Origin of the sequence: Butyricimonas faecalis, from assembly GCF_003991565.1 — a bacterium.
In the GTDB taxonomy this organism is placed as follows: Bacteria; Bacteroidota; Bacteroidia; order Bacteroidales; family Marinifilaceae; genus Butyricimonas; species Butyricimonas faecalis.
In genome coordinates this window covers 1,358,599-1,373,596 of sequence record NZ_CP032819.1, presented here as the reverse complement: position 1 = coordinate 1,373,596, position 14,998 = coordinate 1,358,599, and the positions used below count along the sequence as shown (strand labels likewise).

General features: G+C 54.4%; 23 protein-coding genes and 1 pseudogene. 11 read left to right on the top strand and 13 right to left on the bottom strand.

Annotated elements, in window-relative coordinates; translation table 11 throughout:
* The 4 genes from D8S85_RS06205 to D8S85_RS06185 all read left to right on the top strand — a co-directional run bounded on the left by D8S85_RS06205 (position 1) and on the right by D8S85_RS06185 (position 3,806).
* Positions 1-585, top strand: coding sequence for a conjugal transfer protein TraO (locus D8S85_RS06205; RefSeq protein WP_004319140.1), 585 nt, complete (start codon positions 1-3; stop codon positions 583-585).
* A 13-nt stretch (positions 586-598) separates the two neighbouring features.
* Positions 599-1,042, top strand: a complete 444-nt coding sequence (locus D8S85_RS06200; RefSeq protein ID WP_004295445.1) for a DUF3872 domain-containing protein — start codon at positions 599-601, stop codon at positions 1,040-1,042.
* Between the two features lie 63 nt (positions 1,043-1,105).
* Positions 1,106-3,058 carry a DUF4116 domain-containing protein gene (locus D8S85_RS06195; RefSeq protein ID WP_005681342.1) on the top strand — a complete coding sequence of 651 codons (1,953 nt, stop codon included), beginning with the start codon at positions 1,106-1,108 and terminating at the stop codon, positions 3,056-3,058.
* A gap of 361 nt (positions 3,059-3,419) precedes the next feature.
* Positions 3,420-3,806 (top strand): hypothetical protein, encoded by a 387-nt coding sequence (locus tag D8S85_RS06185; protein ID WP_004295441.1) that lies wholly within the window; start codon positions 3,420-3,422, stop codon positions 3,804-3,806.
* 56 nt (positions 3,807-3,862) lie between these two features.
* Here D8S85_RS06185 and D8S85_RS06180 read toward each other — a convergent pair whose 3' ends face one another.
* The 9 genes from D8S85_RS06180 to D8S85_RS06140 are packed head-to-tail and all read right to left on the bottom strand — an operon-like array spanning position 3,863 to position 8,270.
* Positions 3,863-4,066 (bottom strand): hypothetical protein, encoded by a 204-nt coding sequence (locus D8S85_RS06180; protein ID WP_004295440.1) that lies wholly within the window; start codon positions 4,064-4,066, stop codon positions 3,863-3,865.
* Positions 4,050-4,229 carry a hypothetical protein gene (locus tag D8S85_RS06175; protein ID WP_004295439.1) on the bottom strand — a complete coding sequence of 60 codons (180 nt, stop codon included), beginning with the start codon at positions 4,227-4,229 and terminating at the stop codon, positions 4,050-4,052. Before D8S85_RS06175 ends, D8S85_RS06180 begins: the two co-directional genes overlap by 17 nt.
* A 4-nt stretch (positions 4,230-4,233) precedes the next feature.
* Entirely contained in the window at positions 4,234-4,500 is a 267-nt protein-coding gene (locus D8S85_RS06170) for a DUF6956 domain-containing protein (RefSeq protein ID WP_004295438.1), read from the bottom strand.
* A 46-nt stretch (positions 4,501-4,546) separates the two neighbouring features.
* A complete protein-coding gene (locus D8S85_RS06165) occupies positions 4,547-4,864 on the bottom strand; it encodes a hypothetical protein (RefSeq protein ID WP_004295436.1) in 318 nt (105 codons plus the stop codon).
* Positions 4,865-4,904: 40 nt separating this feature from the next.
* Positions 4,905-5,231 (bottom strand): hypothetical protein, encoded by a 327-nt coding sequence (locus tag D8S85_RS06160; protein ID WP_004295437.1) that lies wholly within the window; start codon positions 5,229-5,231, stop codon positions 4,905-4,907.
* Positions 5,232-5,271: 40 nt separating this feature from the next.
* The gene (locus D8S85_RS06155; protein ID WP_004303775.1) at positions 5,272-6,555 is read right to left on the bottom strand and encodes a PcfJ domain-containing protein; all 1,284 of its coding nucleotides are present in this window, start codon (positions 6,553-6,555) and stop codon (positions 5,272-5,274) included.
* 2 nt (positions 6,556-6,557) lie between these two features.
* Positions 6,558-6,968, bottom strand: a complete 411-nt coding sequence (locus D8S85_RS06150; RefSeq protein WP_009132163.1) for a PcfK-like family protein — start codon at positions 6,966-6,968, stop codon at positions 6,558-6,560.
* 45 nt (positions 6,969-7,013) lie between these two features.
* Entirely contained in the window at positions 7,014-8,006 is a 993-nt protein-coding gene (locus D8S85_RS06145; protein ID WP_004295433.1) for a hypothetical protein, read from the bottom strand.
* A gap of 12 nt (positions 8,007-8,018) precedes the next feature.
* Positions 8,019-8,270 (bottom strand): hypothetical protein, encoded by a 252-nt coding sequence (locus D8S85_RS06140; RefSeq protein WP_017141503.1) that lies wholly within the window; start codon positions 8,268-8,270, stop codon positions 8,019-8,021.
* 232 nt (positions 8,271-8,502) lie between these two features.
* On the opposite strand from D8S85_RS06140, the gene D8S85_RS21645 reads away from it, so the two are divergent.
* The 3 genes from D8S85_RS21645 to D8S85_RS06125 all read left to right on the top strand — a co-directional run bounded on the left by D8S85_RS21645 (position 8,503) and on the right by D8S85_RS06125 (position 9,414).
* Positions 8,503-8,721: a hypothetical protein gene (locus D8S85_RS21645; protein WP_205702820.1), complete on the top strand. Its 219-nt coding sequence runs from the start codon at positions 8,503-8,505 to the stop codon at positions 8,719-8,721.
* A gap of 91 nt (positions 8,722-8,812) precedes the next feature.
* Positions 8,813-9,106 (top strand): helix-turn-helix domain-containing protein, encoded by a 294-nt coding sequence (locus tag D8S85_RS06130; protein ID WP_004319131.1) that lies wholly within the window; start codon positions 8,813-8,815, stop codon positions 9,104-9,106.
* A complete protein-coding gene (locus D8S85_RS06125) occupies positions 9,103-9,414 on the top strand; it encodes a helix-turn-helix domain-containing protein (protein WP_004295430.1) in 312 nt (103 codons plus the stop codon). Before D8S85_RS06130 ends, D8S85_RS06125 begins: the two co-directional genes overlap by 4 nt.
* A 36-nt stretch (positions 9,415-9,450) precedes the next feature.
* On the opposite strand, the gene D8S85_RS06120 is transcribed toward D8S85_RS06125, so the two are convergent.
* Entirely contained in the window at positions 9,451-9,816 is a 366-nt protein-coding gene (locus tag D8S85_RS06120; RefSeq protein ID WP_004289443.1) for a hypothetical protein, read from the bottom strand.
* A gap of 28 nt (positions 9,817-9,844) precedes the next feature.
* Positions 9,845-10,093, bottom strand: a pseudogene (locus tag D8S85_RS06115) (tyrosine-type recombinase/integrase); the annotation flags it as partial.
* Positions 10,094-10,372: 279 nt separating this feature from the next.
* On the opposite strand from D8S85_RS06115, the gene D8S85_RS06110 reads away from it, so the two are divergent.
* The 3 genes from D8S85_RS06110 to D8S85_RS06100 all read left to right on the top strand — a co-directional run bounded on the left by D8S85_RS06110 (position 10,373) and on the right by D8S85_RS06100 (position 13,285).
* The gene (locus D8S85_RS06110; protein WP_004292747.1) at positions 10,373-11,602 is read left to right on the top strand and encodes a site-specific integrase; all 1,230 of its coding nucleotides are present in this window, start codon (positions 10,373-10,375) and stop codon (positions 11,600-11,602) included.
* 64 nt (positions 11,603-11,666) lie between these two features.
* Positions 11,667-12,878 (top strand): site-specific integrase, encoded by a 1,212-nt coding sequence (locus tag D8S85_RS06105; RefSeq protein WP_004322054.1) that lies wholly within the window; start codon positions 11,667-11,669, stop codon positions 12,876-12,878.
* A 17-nt stretch (positions 12,879-12,895) separates the two neighbouring features.
* Positions 12,896-13,285 carry a hypothetical protein gene (locus D8S85_RS06100; RefSeq protein ID WP_004292749.1) on the top strand — a complete coding sequence of 130 codons (390 nt, stop codon included), beginning with the start codon at positions 12,896-12,898 and terminating at the stop codon, positions 13,283-13,285.
* A 191-nt stretch (positions 13,286-13,476) separates the two neighbouring features.
* On the opposite strand, the gene D8S85_RS06095 is transcribed toward D8S85_RS06100, so the two are convergent.
* Together D8S85_RS06095 and D8S85_RS06090 are read right to left on the bottom strand one after the other, a co-directional pair.
* A complete protein-coding gene (locus D8S85_RS06095) occupies positions 13,477-13,779 on the bottom strand; it encodes a helix-turn-helix domain-containing protein (RefSeq protein ID WP_004292750.1) in 303 nt (100 codons plus the stop codon).
* 37 nt (positions 13,780-13,816) lie between these two features.
* Entirely contained in the window at positions 13,817-14,131 is a 315-nt protein-coding gene (locus D8S85_RS06090; RefSeq protein ID WP_004292751.1) for a helix-turn-helix domain-containing protein, read from the bottom strand.
* 354 nt (positions 14,132-14,485) lie between these two features.
* On the opposite strand from D8S85_RS06090, the gene D8S85_RS06085 reads away from it, so the two are divergent.
* A complete protein-coding gene (locus D8S85_RS06085) occupies positions 14,486-14,995 on the top strand; it encodes a helix-turn-helix domain-containing protein (protein ID WP_004292752.1) in 510 nt (169 codons plus the stop codon).
* Positions 14,996-14,998: the final 3 nt, after the last annotated feature.

The window sequence follows — 14,998 nt, the reverse complement described above, 5'->3', positions numbered from 1 at the left end:
ATGAAACGGGCGATATTCATTCTCACGCTGGGGTTATGCCTCCTCCTTTCGGACGGGGCGCACGCCCAGCGTGCCCTGCCCGCCATGCGCGGGCTGGAAATACGGGGAGGCATGGCCGACGGCTTCTATACCCGGGACAGCCGCAGCGAAACGGGCTACTGGTTCGGGCTGGCCATGAGCCGCTACGCGAAGAATGCCGACAAGTGGGTGTTCGGCGCGGAGTTCCTGAACCGTTATTACCCCTACAAGTCGGAACGTATCCCGGTGGCGCAGTTCACGGCCGAGGGAGGTTACTATTACAAGTTCCTCGCCGACCCGTCCAGGACTTTTTTCTTCTACCTCGGCGGCTCGGCGCTGGCCGGTTACGAGAGTGTGAACCGGGGCGAAAGGCGGCTCTATGACGGCTCTACGCTCCGCCACCGCGACCGTTTCCTCTATGGCGGGGCCGTCACGCTGGAGGTCGATGCGTACCTGACCGACAGGATTATCCTCTCGCTGACGGGGCGTGAGCGTATCCTATGGGGCACTACAACGGGACATTTCCACGCGCAGTTCGGCCTGGGCGTGAAATTCATAATCCATTAAACTTGCAAGCGACATGAAAAAGATGAAAAAGATATTGGCCCTGGCGGTCTGGATCGCCGCCCTGGGTCTTTTATGCGCATCCTGCGACAACGGGCTGGATATACAGCAGGCGTACACGTTCTCTCTGGAAACGATGCCCGTTCAGAAGCGAATCTCCGTTGGTGAAACCGCTGAAATCCGCTGCACGCTCGTGCGGGAGGGGAGATATGACGGCGCACGTTACACGATCCGCTATTTCCAGCCCGACGGGCGCGGTGAGTTGAGGATGGACGACGGTACGGTGTTCCTGCCCAACGACCGCTATCCGCTCGACCGTGAGGTGTTCCGCCTCTATTACACATCGCGCAGCGATGACCAGCAGACCATCGACGTCTATGTCGAGGACAACACGGGTCAGGTCGTGAAGACCTCCTTCACGTTCCAGAGCGAGAACGGGACGGAGGAAACGGAACGATAACGGAATATGTCTAACCAAGAGAAGCGCCCGTCACCCGGGCGCTTTCCATAAATACTGAAAACCATGACAGAGCAAGAGAGAATAGATATAGCCTATCTCGATACGGGGGTGTACGAGAACCCGTGGCGTGAGAACCTTTTCGAGACGCTGCCCGAGGATCGGAAAACGGCGGAGGTCTGCCGTTTCGCCATCAAGAAATCGGCTTTCAACATCGAGTTCGTTCCCGAAGCGATGAAAACGCCGGAACTTTGTCTTGCCGCGGCCGGCTACCGGGGCGAAACACTGAAATTCGTCCCTGACCGTCTGAAGACACCGAAAATGTGCCGTGCCGCCGTCGATAGCAACAGCTACGCGCTGTATTACGTTCCGGAGGGGTTGAAGACCCCCGAACTGTGCATGGCGGCCGTGAAGCGCAACGGCCTGGTGCTGGAGGCCGTTCCCGGGGAATTGAGGACGCCGCAAATATGCCGTGCGGCGTTGAAAGCGGTGGACAGTGCCGATTACAAGATACTCCCTTACATTCCGTATCCCGATATATGCCTGGAAGGGCTGAAAAAATTCGGGATGTCGTTCGTGGACAAGTTCGAGATTTTCGCCTCCATTGCCCCGGAGGTCATGACCGGGGAGCTGGCCCTTCACGGCGTGGGGATGGACGCGTCCTGCCTTTCGCTCGTGCCGGTGGAACTGCGCACGGAGGCAGTCTGCCTGCGTGCCGTCAGTGGGGACGGCATCCTGCTCCATGAAGTGCCGGAGGAATTACGCACGGAACGGGTCTGCGAGGCTGCCGTGTCCTCGAACTACCTGGCACTGGAGTACGTTCCGAAGCATCTGAAAACCGACCGTCTGTGCGAGATAGCGCTGGAGCGCGATCCCCTGGCCATCCGCTTTTTCAACCCCGAACAGCTCACGCCGGAGGTCTGCAACCGGGCGTTGGCCCGTGCCGACGACCTGCGTGTCCTCCGCTATATCCCTTTCGAGGATATACACATGAAGGCGTTGGGGTTCTATTGCACGAATTACGAGAAGACCTTCGATTTTTTGCAGCACATGAACCCGGCACACGTCACGCCGAAAGTGGCCCGGGAAATTTTCGCCCTGGAGCCGGAGCTGTTCTACAACCTTCCCGACCACGCCAAGAACGAGGAGATGTGCCGCCGGGCCGTCGGGCACGACGGGAGCTACCTGCAATATGTCCCCGAGAAGTGGAAAACGCCGGAGTTGTGCATGGAGGCCATACGGCGCAGTCCCTATGCCATCGCCCACCTGCCCGAGAGCATGAAAAGCCCGGATCTATACATGAGCCTGGTGCGGGAGAACCCGCAAAACCTGAAAGGCGTCCCCCGCGAAGCCCGGACGCCGGAGATGAGCCGGGAGGCTTTCGAGCGTACCTACGGGAAGGACAAAACCGATTTCTCGGTTATCAGCGCGTTGAGCGACCCCGCCCTGGTCTTGCAGGTGTTCCGCGAGCAGGACGACCCGCAGAAGATACACCGGTTGATGAGTGTCCTGCACCTGAACCGCCGGCTTGTAACGGAGGAGGTGGCGTTGGAGGCCGTTCGCAAGGATGCGGGGGTGCTGTATGACATTCCCCAGACGGCCATCACGCCGCTCGTGGCCGATACGGCCGTGCGGGGCGACCCGAGGATGATCCAGTGGGTTCCGAGGGAGCTTCGCACGGCGGATCTGTGCCTCTATGCCGAGGCCGCCCATCCAGAGTTGCGGGTTTACGTTCCCGACGAGATAGCGAAGGGACGTAATATCTATTCGTTCCACCGTCAGGTGGACGCGAAATTGCGGCAGCCGCTCGAATACGAACAATACAAGACCCTCTACTCGGGCGGCGCGGTGCGTGTGAACAACGTGTGGACGTCGGTTGCGGGTGAGATTGATTGCTGCGAGGTGCGTTACGACCGTAAGACGGAGAAACTCAAACTGCGGATCGTCGAACCGCCCAGGGAGAAGAAGGCGCAGCCGAAGGTCGCGCCCCGCAAACCCGCCCGGGGGCCGAAATTGTAGGACGGCGGGTAGTTCTTTGGCAGGAAGGTTGTTAAAAATCGCACGTGTTGTCGCCGATACCCGGATGAAATCGTTATATTTGCAATCGAATCCTCCGGCGGCGTGCCGCCGGGCGATTTACATACGGAAGGAACACATTATGGTGGGGCATTGAAAACAGCCAAATTTTAATCCGCTCGCAAAATAATGGGTAGTTCTCTTCTTTATCGTCGTGTCTATATGCGTCAAGCGTATGCGATAGCGGCGTGGGGAGAAATTATCTATCGAGTGGATGGGTGCTTGGCTGTACCTCAATGCCGGTATTTAACGTATTCTCACGCCTTTTTCGTATGGTATTTGTCTGAACCTAAAGAAAAGCGATATGGAAACGAAATCGACAAATGAGGTAAAGGGTGATTACGACCGGGTATCGGCGAGTGAATGCCTGGGGTCGCTAATCGAGTTGCACGGGATTGTTATGGAAGACGATCTGTTCGTCATTCCCGATGCGGATGGCACGGCAGTATTATACAATGACGGGAAGATACGTTTTGACGAGATCGCCGACATCGAGGTCGGCTCGGTGTTCGTGGGCATCCTGCTCCGCAACGGCTATCTGTTCTACCTTTCCCGTACCGAACCGCTCAAGACGTGCATATACACGCATGGCGGGTGGGGTTCAATCTCTGAAATTTCTCCCCGTGGCATTGCCGGACATATCGGGCGTGAACTGCACGGGAAGCTGGGCGACCATACGGCGGTCGATTGACGGGAAACAAAAAAATCGGACGGTTGTTATCGTCCGATTTTTTTCGCGTCGTATTTTCACGGCCGTTGCCTGCCGTGTTCCCGTTTCCGCCTTTGCAGGGCGAGCAGTTGCCGCAACATGTAGGCATGGTTTTCCCCCACGGTATGCCCCGAGGGCATCAGGTAAGGACTTGCGAGGCACTCCCGGCATTGGCGTACCGCCTCTTTTAAGTCGGTAACGGTTATTTCCGCTCCCGTGATGTCTTTAATCTTTGTTTCCATTCTTGTCCTGTTTTTTGGGTTCGTACCAACTGTCCCGGTAATTTTCTCCCACGAGCGAGAAAATTCCGCTCATGCCGCTTTCAGCGGCGAAATTTTTGGCTTCCCATATACCGGAAAACTCTCCCAGCAGCCGGTAGCCGATGAATAATTTGTACTTGCGCATGATTTTATCGTTTTTCCAGGTTGATAATCGGTGTGTTCTTTTGCAGCCATTCCTTCACGCTGTCCATGTTGTATTCGGATGTGATAACCGCCGTTCGGTCGTCGATTTCGGTGAAGCGCGTAGTTTCATACCCGTCGATCCACTGCTTCAGCGTGGCAACGCCCCACACCTGCGGGTCGTCGAACATGGTGTTGAGCCGCCCGATACCCTCGCCGAAGGTTACGAGCAGCGTTTCATAGGAGATTTCCTTGTTTACTTCATTCGTTTTCATATTCTCGCTTTTTACGGGCGGCTTTTGCCGCCCCGAAATTTTTTAATCAGACAAGTTCCACTCTAACCCTGCTCATGTTCGCCCAGAACACGCCGTTGCAGTAGTAGGCGTAGCCGTTATGCCAGTTGCTCCTGCGGCGTATCACGTCCTGCTCGGGTGGTCGTATCTCGATACTCGTGGTGTAGATGTTGTGTCCCACGGTAATGACGAGGTTGCACCTTCGCCATATCTCGGAATGGGTTTTGAACCCGTTTTTCCCCTCGACGAGCGCAAGGGCCGTCTTGACTGCTTCCCGAACTTCCCAATCCCACTCCCCGAAGGGTTTGAGCGGGCGTGCCATGTAGCTTTTATAGATGATTTTCATTGTTATATTTTTTTGTAGGGCGGCTTTCGCCGCCCCGATTTTATAATTCGACAATCCTTTCCACTCTGCCGTACAACATGGAGCGTATGCTCGTCTTGTCCACGCCCTTGTATTCCGTGTAATGCCCGTACTGCTTTACCACGAATGTTTTCAGTACATCGACAAAGTTGAAACGATACCCTAAAAGCGGAATGGAGTCCTTGAAATAGGTGTTATGGTTTACCTCACGGGTAATCCAGTCTTTCTCCTCACGGGTGAGCGTTCCCCCGTCATTGAGCCGTTTGCGTAATATGTACGCTTTTGAGCCTGCAAGGCTTTCGAGTGCGGGAACGTCCCACGACACGAATTTATATGCTATTTGGTTCATTCTATTTTGTTTTTGCGGGCGGCTTTCGCCGCCCCGATTTTTATGCTGTCATTCGTTTCCGTATAAGGGACATGTTCCCCTTCATCAGTTTCAGTATTTGCCCGTGGTATGGGGTATTCTTGTTACACACGCCACGGCTCTGCACGACCTCCATGCGTTTTAGGGACACCTCTATCGTTTCGATACGTTTGCCGTCGATTGTAGCCGAGAGTATGAGCGAGTCGGCTTTCAGATAGTATTCGTTGGTAAACACGCAGTGGTGCATGGCCTCGCCCTCCTGCCGTATGGCTTCAACGCTGTCCAATACCTTGATGCGGATTTCCCCGTCGGAAAACTCCACTCCGAAAAACCGTCCTTTGGCTTTGACAAACGAGGCTTCCTGTTCCAACGCCTTGCGCCGTTCCTCCTGCCGCCGTTCCATTTGCATGTGCCGCCGTTTTTTAGCCATGTAGAGGTCATGCGCTGCGGGCAGGTCTGCGGGACACACGAAATGGGCGTTATGCAGGTCTTTCCCGAAAAATCGCAGCAGATCGATGTAGTCGCACCATTCCGTCGGTTTCCCGATAGCGTACCCGTTACGGATGGCGATACGGATGGCCGGCCAATAGTCTGCGATATTGCGGGAGGAACGGGCGAAAAATCGCACGAGTGCCGTTTGTCCCGCTTTAAGCAGCGTTTCGGCCTTGTTCTCCGAGAGCAGCAGGTGGATAAGGTCGAAAGGGGTTACATCGGGGAGTTGTTTGCCGTAACCGCTTCGGCGCAGTTCGGGGATAAGCCGTTGCCGGGGATAGATGCGTGTGGGCGTGATGTTGTATTTCCCGTCGTTCTCCGCCCGCAGTTCCAATGCGCTCGACCAACTCCACCCGTGAACGAAGAAGCCCATCGGGCGCAGCCGTGCGAAGGTTGCGGAGCGTCCGTCGGGGGCAATCCACCGCTGTACGGCTTCGATATGGGTGTAAACGGGCGTCTGTCCCACTTTCGCCCAACACTCGATATAGACGAAGCGCAGGACTTGAAAACCCTTGCAGCGGGTTACGATGCACAAATACTCGTAATCGTTGAACTTGCGGCGCAGGGTGGTTTCCACTTTCAGCGTGGTGTGGCAGTGCGGACACTCGCACCCTAACAGATTGTCCGTGAGTTCTCCGTTTTCGCTCTGCCACGTGTGGCCGCACTCGGTGCAGGTGATAAGTCCTTTCGGCGTGCGGCGTCCGATATGCTCGATGCAGTTCTTGTACCCCCATTCGATTTGTGCGGGGGTAAGCGGCGGCAGGTGTTTGCTTGCCGCCACGACGTTCTGTTGGAATTTTGTTCTCGGTTTCATAACTAAAATAGACTGGGCATTAGTTTGTTATCTTCGATTTTCTTGGGTTTGGACTTGGCTTTCGCCAACTTGGCGTAGGCTTCGCTCTCGGCCTTCCGTATGGCGTTCCGCCGTGCCTCGGCTTTTTCCTCCTCGGTCAGTTCGACGGTGTGATTGACCACTACCTTGCAACTGACGGGTTTGCCGATGTCGATGTCCTCCTCGTCGTAATAGTGGAGTGCCATAGAGTATATTTCCTCGTCGGCAAACCCGTTGCAACCGCTCTGCCGTACTTGGTTGATGATGAAAGTGCAGCAATCGTCAATGTTCTTTTTCGGGTTGGCGTATCGGGGTGCGAAAAGTTCGTCCTCCCGTGCCCGTGCGTCGAGATAGTTCTGTATCGTCAGTTTGAAATAATCTGTTCCTTGTGCCATGATTTTTTGGTATTGTGGGGCGGCGAGCCACCCCGTGTTCAACATTTATTCGTCCTTTCCGAGAAGCCGTCGCACCTCGTCCTCTTTGGTCTTTTGGAAAATCCATCCCGCTTTCTTCTGCCCGTCATGCGTCAGCCGTGCGTTGAAGCGTCCCCCGAGTGCGTGAAGGGCGTCCTTGACGGGCTTGGTGTCCCCGAATACGGCTATCGCCTTCTCGGAATAGTCCACGATGATAAACCCGCCTTGCACGCTCGTTTCAGTGCGTTCCGCCCGTTTTTCGTCTTTCGGCTCGGGCAGACATATATTCTCCTCGTTTCCTGCGATATATGCCAGCCTGTCGATGTACCCTTCACGGGTGTAGTGGGTCAGTTTGCAGACACTCCACCCGTATTTCGGACTTTTGCCGAGCGTGAAAACGGGATAGCGGTGTTCGTTCTTGGGGTCGTATTCGGAGAGGTGCGCCGTTTGCGGGAAATTGGCCGCCGCCTTTCTCAACTCCCCGAAGCCGTTGCGAGAGGTGGCCGAAAAGCCGAGAATGACGGTACGCACGCTTCGGGTGGTCGAACACTCGTAAGAGGGGTCAGTGTATTCCGTTTCGTTGAGTTCGGCGATGATTACGCCCTGCACCCCTTCGGGCATGATGCGGCGTAACCTCTGCGCTCCTATTTCCGCTATGCGGTCATGCTCGGCTTTCTCTTTGGCGGCGGCGATGGCCTGCGCCGTGGCTTGCTCTTCCGCCTGCCTCACGAGCAAAGCCACCTCGAAAGCGTCCATGAACTCGGGGTTCACGTCGTCGTAGTACCTGCCGATACCGAATGTTTGCGAGAGGGGTCGCAAAATGTCCGTTTGGCTGATTTCCTTTGTTTCGGTATCGACCATGTGGTACACGTAGCCACGGGCGGTGTGTTCCACCTTGTAAACGACGTAACGCTTTCTGCTCGCACCCGCACCGATACCGATGATTACCTGGTTTTCCTTGACTACCTGCACCTGCGTGTCCGTGGTAGTCGCTCCGAATAATGAAATGTACTTTGTCATACCTGTAAAAATTTAGAAGATGTGAGTGAATAGGAAATAGAAAAAGCCGGTTAGAGCCACGAGAGAAACAAGGCAGGAGAAAATGCCCCGCAGGATGTCATAACAGAACGTGAAGCCCAAAACGACCCAAATAAAGTCGATACCCCACACGTGGAAGCCCAAAGTCACCGCCCCGACCTTTACCGCCAACCCGACCTTTGCCTTTATGCCAAGTGGAAGGTTGGAGGATTTCTGTTTCCATTTATTTTTCTCTTCGTTTCTCATAACCTTTGACTTTTTTTTATGCCGTAGCGGAGCCGGTATGGATGGAATCTGTTTCGGTAGCATCAAAAGGTGTCGGGGATAGCTGCTGCAAGATTTTGTCGGAAAATACGCTCGCCCGCAGGGAAAGAGGAAGATTTTGCGGCAAACCGCCCCGCGGCCCGATCTTGCAGCAGCGTGAGCCCCGTAACTACCTTTGCTACTGACAACAGATTTCCATACCGCGCTCCGCGGCATGAAAAAAAAGAGAGGAAAAGGTTATGGGGGAGAAACGGGGAGAAAACGATATGCCGTGAACGCTCGCGAAAGTCGGTTCACGGCTCACCCTGCATGGAATGATAAATCGCCCGCGAACATTTCCTTTCACGGGCGATTGGCGTATCGGAACGTGCCGATCCCGTATCGGCGGAGGATCGTTTCCGCCGGACGTGGCGCCACTCGCTGCCACTTTTAAGACGGATACGTCCATATACCACTGGCTGATAACAAGATACTGTTCATTTGTGTACTTTTGGGCATCCGGGAAACAAAAAATGAAACAGAACATGGAAATAATAAGTATGGACGTGAAGGCTTTCGACGCGCTGGCAGGGCACGTGGAAGCCATTGAAAGAAAAGCCGAGGCGTTATGCCGCAGGCAAGAGGACGTGAGTTTGAAAAAATGGCTGGACAACCAGGATGTCTGTGACGTGCTGGGTATATCGAAACGTACCCTGCAAACCTACCGGGAGAAAGGGTTGCTGCCTTTCAGCCGCATCCGTCACAAAATCTTCTACAAACCGGAAGATGTCGGGAAACTGCTGCAATCGTCGCACTATCCTAATACCGCCGCGTTATGAGCCATTATTTCATCGACAAGCACGATCCGCGTGTGGCGGATCTCTTCCGGCGCTTGGAAAAGGCCGGCAAGGCACTGGATAAACTGGAATCCTCCGGAGGCCGGACACTCAAGGGAGAGCGGTTCGTCACCGACGAGGAATTGTCCCGGCTGCTGAAAATCAGCAGGCGTACATTGCAGGAATACCGCACGGCGCGGATCATTCCCTATTATTTGATTCAGGGCAAGGTACTATACATGGAATCCGAGATACAGAAATTCCTGGAAGATTCCCGGAAGAAATGTATCGGGGGACAGGAATGGGTATAAAAGAAGAACGGCCAAAACGTTGGCCGTTCTTCTTTTTCAGTTCAATATCGTGTTCATGCCGGGGAGCTGCCAGACGACAGCGGTCGTCGTGGCCCTTCGGACAAGCCACCGTCGGAAGGCTTCGGCATTCCCGGATTTTAAGCGGAAAGCCAGCGCGGCGATCATTTCGAGCGAATACAGCTCGACAATACCGCCGTCACGGTTGCGCTCCCGGCGGTAAACCCTCTCCTCACAGAGTATGCCGCTTTTGAGTATGGAGCGGATGTTGCTCCCCACGGCAGGAACGAAGACTCCGAACAGGTCGGCAATCTGGTGGCGCGTGAGCCATACACGGTTCTCCGGCGCGTGGATTTCCACCCGCCCGTTTTCAATGCTGATAGGTTCTCTTGTCGTCATAGTCATACAAATTTATCAATTTTTGTTATACTGTTCAACCGTTTACCGTTATAATATCTGCCGTTTCCGGTTCGTCCTCCTCGTAGAGATTTATTTTCCGGCCTTTGGTCTGTTCTTTCAGCCGTTTCATGTCCTCGTCCACCTTGCGGTCGGTCACTTTGGCGTAAATCTGCGTGGTGGAAATGCTCTTGTGTCCCATCATGCGGCTGACAGTTTCGATAGGCACACCCAACGAGAGCGTGATATGTGTCCCGAAATTGTGCCTCGCGAGGTGGGAACTCATTAGCATAGCAACATCAAATAGAACAGCGCGTTAGAAACATAATCTGTTAGAAATGAGCTACATTTCATTATCTGGCACACCTTTCTGAAACGGATTCAGACGGAATGCCGAATCGGTTCCGTTTCTTAACCGTTAACAGGTTGTTTCGGAAACCTGCCGTGTTAACCGGATGATTGAAAAAAGTTCTCCGACGGGTTGTTTTTCTATGATACTCAGTATTTTGCGTAGCGATGAACGCTTACATTCATAATAACTTTGCACTCAAAAAAATGTAGGCGTATGAAAATTGAGAAATTCAAGGTCTTGCTGTTTTTGAAGAAGACCGAACCCGACAAGTCGGGCAAAGCTCCCATCATGGGACGCATCACATTGAACCGGACGGTGGCGCAGTTCAGCACCAAGCTCTCGTGCACGCCCAAGCTGTGGAACGTGCGTGAAAACCGTCTGGAAGGAAAGAGCCGCGAGGCGGTGGAGACCAATGCGAAAATCGAGAAACTGCTGCTGGCCATCCATGCGGCATTCAATGAATTGCAGGAACGGAAACGCGATTTCGGCGCTGCGGACGTGAGGAACCTTTTCCAGGGAAGCATGGAAACCCAGATGACCCTGCTCCGGCTGTTCGACCGGCACATCGAGGAAACGAGGGAGCGCATCGGCATCGATGTGTGCGCGTCCTCCATGAGCACCTACCATTATGCGCGGAAAACGCTCGGCGAGTTTGTCAGGAAAAAATACAAGGTGAAGGACATCGCCTTCGGTGCGTTGAACGAACAGTTCATTCGGGAATACCAGTCCTATATCGAAGTAAAATGCGGGTATTCCAACCAGACCTCACGGCATCATCTGGCCCTGCTGAAACGGATCTGCCGGATAGCGTACAAGGAAGGGTTCTCCGAGCGGTACCATTTCCTGCATTTCAAGATACCCAAGCAGAAGGAGACCACCCCGAAGGCGTTGAGCCGCGAGGACTTCGAGAAGCTGCGTGACTTGGAAATCCCGGAAAAGCGCCGCTCCCTCGTCCTTACGAGGGACCTGTTCCTGTTTGCCTGTTATGCCGGAACCGCCTATGCGGACACCATATCCATTACCCGCGAGAACCTCTTCACCGACGATGAAGGCAGCCTGTGGTTGAAATACCGACGGAAAAAGAACGAACTGACGGCGCGCGTCAAACTGCTACCCGAGGCCATTGCCCTGATAGAGAAATACCGGGACGATTTGCGGGAGACCCTGTTCCCTAACCAGCTGTACAGTACGCTTCGGGCGAACATGAAAATCCTGCGCGTGCTGGCCGGACTGACGACCGAACTCGTCTATCATATGGGAAGGCACTCGTTTGCCTCGCTTGTCACGCTCGAAGAGGGCGTGCCCATCGAGACCATCAGCAAGATGCTGGGACATAACAATATAAAGACGACCCAGATCTATGCCCGAGTCACCCCGAAAAAGCTGTTCGAGGACATGGACCGCTTCATTGAGGCGACCAAAGACCTTGAACTGGTTTTATGAGAAAGGGTTGTAAAAACGAGATTGGAAAAAAATAAATGTAGAACATCAGCTAAAATGAACCATCATGCGTAGCACTTTCAAGATATTGCCCTATATCAATAGGAAAAGAATCAAGTCCGACGGCACGACCGCCGTCCTTTGCCGTGTGTCCATCGACGGCAAAAGCATCCTCATCACGACCGGCATCTTCTGCCGTCCGGAGGATTGGAACAGCCAGACGGGAACCATCCGCCAGCCCCGCGAGAACAACCGCCTCGCAGAATTCCGCCTGAATCTCGAACGGGCTTATGACCGCCTCCTGAAAGAACAGGGCGCAGTCAGCGCCGAACTGCTGAAAAACGCCGTGACAGGTGTGGCGACCATTCCCCAGACCCTTCTCAAAGGCGGCGAAGCGGAGCGGGAACGGCTCAGGCTGCGTGCCGAACAAATCCATTCGACTTCCACGTTCCGGCAGTCGAAGACCACGCAGCTCAACCTGCAACAGTTCCTCCAGTCCCGTGGCCTGGAGGACATCGCCTTTTCCGACATCACGGAGGAGTTCGGCCATTCGTTCAAACTGTTCCTGAAAAAGGAACTGGGTTATGCCTCCGGGCATGTGAACCACTGCCTGTGCTGGCTGAACCGCCTTATCTATATTGCGGTGGATGAGGGCGTGCTCCGGTGCAACCCCTTGGAGGACGTGCATTATGAGAAGAAGGACCCGCCCAAGATGCGCCACATCAGCCGCAGCGAGCTGAAACGCCTTATGGCCACGCCGATGCCGGATCCCAAGGTGGAGCTGGCCCGCCGCATGTTCATCTTCTCCTCGCTGACCGGTCTGGCGTACGCGGACGTGTATAACCTGTACCCCCGACACATCGGCAAAACTTCTGAGGGCAGGCTCTATATCCGCAAGCCGAGGGAAAAGACCGAGGTGGAGACCTTCGTCCCCCTGCACCCGGCCGCTCGGCAGATTCTGGAACTGTACAATACCACGGACGACACCCGTCCCGTGTTCCCCCTGCCCAAGCGGGACATCCTTTGGTACGACATTCACGGGCTGGGTGTCATGCTGGGCATCCAGAAGAACCTTTCCCATCACGCCGCAAGGCACACCTTCGGTACCCTTTTGGTCTCCGAGGGCATTTCCATAGAAAGCGCGGCGAAGATGATGGGCCATGCCGACATCAACAGCACCCAGATTTATGCGCAGATTACCGACTGCAAGATATCGAAGGACATGGACCGTCTGATGGAACGGCGCAACAGCCGGAACGAAATGCCAATGGATGAATAACAAAAAAGTCAGGAATCATGGAACGTTACATTATCACTTTGGACGAACACGGCACACTTCACGTGCCGGATGTTTCCGCAACAGCCATCTGGATGAATGAACCGGAACTGATGGAACTGTTCGGCGTGGTTGCCCTCACGCTCCGGGCGGCGATAAAGGCCGTGTACAAGAGCGGCATCCTGAATCCCGGCGAAGCGGAACGTCGTGTCCGCCAAGCGGACGGGTACGGGATGGACGTGCTGTACGGCCTCCCGTTGGTCATTGCCCTTGCCTTCCGCCTTCATACCTGCGGGGCAAAACGTCTGCGAGAACGGGTCATCGGAAAATTCACTTGCCACGGTGGACGGAATACCGCCCGCCTGTTCATCTTTCCGGTCAGTCCGCATTGGCAAATGGTGCGGAATTGACCGTATTATCAACTCACGCACAATAAAGCGGCGCATCATGAGAGGATTATCTCCCGTGATGCGCCGCTTTCGTACATTCCTACAGGTGGCCGGGTCATTTGCAAGTGTTTTTTGCAAATACCGGAAAGGGTGGTCCACTTTTCAATGCGTACACGACTTCTACCGCCACCTACATTTTTCCCATGTCCTTCTCAGGTTCCGATACGGAATGCCTCCCGATAACCCTCCATCAGCAGCCGTTCGATATCCGACTCCCGGTACAGGATTTTCCCTCCCAGCTGGATATAAGACATGCGCCCCGCATCCCGGTATTCCTGCAATGTCCGGCGGCAGGTCTTCAACAATTTGGCCACTTCCCGGTCTGTCAGGTAGCGTTCCCCGCCCAATACGGGGCGGTAGTTTTCGGCCAATAATTCAATGTGGTCCAATGCGTGCTCCAGCATTCTGAACAGCGCGGCCATCTGTCCGCTTTCCCTTGTCATCAATTCGTTCATTGTCAGTCTGATTTAAGTGATACTCATTTAACCTTCCTCAAATAGTTTTTCCTTTCAAGGCCGCCAGGGTGCGGCGTTCCTCCACCAGCGGCACGATGCGCCGCACGTCCTCCGCCCGGTAGAACATCTTGCGCACAATCTGTGAGTAAGCCAGCGTGCCGTTGTCGCGCAGCGTCTGCAAGGTGCGCGGGCTGATTTGCAGGATCTGGCACACCTCCGTGCTGTCCAGCCATTCACTGAGGCGTTTCTCCTCCGCCTTGCGGCAGAACCTGTCCACCATTCCGGCCAGCCGGTTGAAACGCGCCATCAATTCCTCAAAAGTCTTTTGCTCGATTACGATTACATTTTCCATAAGATTACCGTTTAATTGTGATTATGCCGCAAAGTAAACGGAATTACGGGCAGAGTCCACCGCTTGTCAGGCGCGTGGCAGCATTTGGCGTTGTCGTGGCAGCCGTTGGCGTTCTTCGGGTACATCTATCTCCCCATCATTCCTGTTCCAGTCCCTGCCCCACACCTTATATATAATATATGGTAAGGCAAGACACCTTATGTACCTTGAGGGATGGAAACAGCGGCATAAAAGCTTTTTCAGACCTGCCGGACGGGACTTTTCAAAAAAATCATTGCCGACTCGGTAACGACTATGGAAAACGCCTCTTGCACAATACCGATTTTTGCAGCGTAATCATCAACAAGGAACGATATGGACACAGAGAAAGTGAAACAGAACCCGGCCGTGGAAGCGGCGGGAAGCAGTGGCGGGCAAGCCGCAAGAATCTTCAAGAAGGAGAATATCCCGAAGACGGCGGAAACGGTCGGGCGGGACACCTTCGAGGAATGGATGGGACGCATCATGGAACGTTTCGACCGCCAGGACCGGATCATCTCGGTGCTGGTGAACAAGGATGCCGCCGGAGTGAAGTACCTGGACGGGGAACGGTTGTACGACAACCAGGACCTGTGCGAGATGCTGAGGACAAGCAAACGGTCGCTGCAACGCTTCCGAAGCAAGTACAGGCTCCGTTACCAACGGATTGGTCACAAGACCTATTACAAGGAATCGGACGTGCTGGAGTTCATCAGCCAAAATATGGAGGAAGTGCTGCAAGGCGGTACCAAGGTGCTCCGCATGAAAGAGCAACCCGGCATGGAAGCCCCAAAGAACAAATCCGGCAAAAGACCGGGCCACAAGAAGTATTCACCTAAAAAATAAAAG

What these genes read in the sequence shown, in the direction of transcription:
- D8S85_RS06185 (WP_004295441.1), top strand. Translation starts at nt 3,420, where the DNA reads ATGGAAACGAAATCGACAAATGAGGTAAAGGGTGATTACGACCGGGTA.
- D8S85_RS06165 (WP_004295436.1), bottom strand. Translation starts at nt 4,864, where the DNA reads ATGAAAATCATCTATAAAAGCTACATGGCACGCCCGCTCAAACCCTTC.
- D8S85_RS06195 (WP_005681342.1), top strand. Translation starts at nt 1,106, where the DNA reads ATGACAGAGCAAGAGAGAATAGATATAGCCTATCTCGATACGGGGGTG.
- D8S85_RS06110 (WP_004292747.1), top strand. Translation starts at nt 10,373, where the DNA reads ATGAAAATTGAGAAATTCAAGGTCTTGCTGTTTTTGAAGAAGACCGAA.
- D8S85_RS21645 (WP_205702820.1), top strand. Translation starts at nt 8,503, where the DNA reads ATGAAAAAAAAGAGAGGAAAAGGTTATGGGGGAGAAACGGGGAGAAAA.
- D8S85_RS06095 (WP_004292750.1), bottom strand. Translation starts at nt 13,779, where the DNA reads ATGAACGAATTGATGACAAGGGAAAGCGGACAGATGGCCGCGCTGTTC.
- D8S85_RS06130 (WP_004319131.1), top strand. Translation starts at nt 8,813, where the DNA reads ATGGAAATAATAAGTATGGACGTGAAGGCTTTCGACGCGCTGGCAGGG.
- D8S85_RS06150 (WP_009132163.1), bottom strand. Translation starts at nt 6,968, where the DNA reads ATGGCACAAGGAACAGATTATTTCAAACTGACGATACAGAACTATCTC.
- D8S85_RS06175 (WP_004295439.1), bottom strand. Translation starts at nt 4,229, where the DNA reads ATGCGCAAGTACAAATTATTCATCGGCTACCGGCTGCTGGGAGAGTTT.
- D8S85_RS06125 (WP_004295430.1), top strand. Translation starts at nt 9,103, where the DNA reads ATGAGCCATTATTTCATCGACAAGCACGATCCGCGTGTGGCGGATCTC.
- D8S85_RS06205 (WP_004319140.1), top strand. Translation starts at nt 1, where the DNA reads ATGAAACGGGCGATATTCATTCTCACGCTGGGGTTATGCCTCCTCCTT.
- D8S85_RS06160 (WP_004295437.1), bottom strand. Translation starts at nt 5,231, where the DNA reads ATGAACCAAATAGCATATAAATTCGTGTCGTGGGACGTTCCCGCACTC.
- D8S85_RS06180 (WP_004295440.1), bottom strand. Translation starts at nt 4,066, where the DNA reads ATGGAAACAAAGATTAAAGACATCACGGGAGCGGAAATAACCGTTACC.
- D8S85_RS06105 (WP_004322054.1), top strand. Translation starts at nt 11,667, where the DNA reads ATGCGTAGCACTTTCAAGATATTGCCCTATATCAATAGGAAAAGAATC.
- D8S85_RS06100 (WP_004292749.1), top strand. Translation starts at nt 12,896, where the DNA reads ATGGAACGTTACATTATCACTTTGGACGAACACGGCACACTTCACGTG.
- D8S85_RS06085 (WP_004292752.1), top strand. Translation starts at nt 14,486, where the DNA reads ATGGACACAGAGAAAGTGAAACAGAACCCGGCCGTGGAAGCGGCGGGA.
- D8S85_RS06120 (WP_004289443.1), bottom strand. Translation starts at nt 9,816, where the DNA reads ATGACTATGACGACAAGAGAACCTATCAGCATTGAAAACGGGCGGGTG.
- D8S85_RS06140 (WP_017141503.1), bottom strand. Translation starts at nt 8,270, where the DNA reads ATGAGAAACGAAGAGAAAAATAAATGGAAACAGAAATCCTCCAACCTT.
- D8S85_RS06090 (WP_004292751.1), bottom strand. Translation starts at nt 14,131, where the DNA reads ATGGAAAATGTAATCGTAATCGAGCAAAAGACTTTTGAGGAATTGATG.
- D8S85_RS06155 (WP_004303775.1), bottom strand. Translation starts at nt 6,555, where the DNA reads ATGAAACCGAGAACAAAATTCCAACAGAACGTCGTGGCGGCAAGCAAA.
- D8S85_RS06145 (WP_004295433.1), bottom strand. Translation starts at nt 8,006, where the DNA reads ATGACAAAGTACATTTCATTATTCGGAGCGACTACCACGGACACGCAG.
- D8S85_RS06170 (WP_004295438.1), bottom strand. Translation starts at nt 4,500, where the DNA reads ATGAAAACGAATGAAGTAAACAAGGAAATCTCCTATGAAACGCTGCTC.
- D8S85_RS06200 (WP_004295445.1), top strand. Translation starts at nt 599, where the DNA reads ATGAAAAAGATGAAAAAGATATTGGCCCTGGCGGTCTGGATCGCCGCC.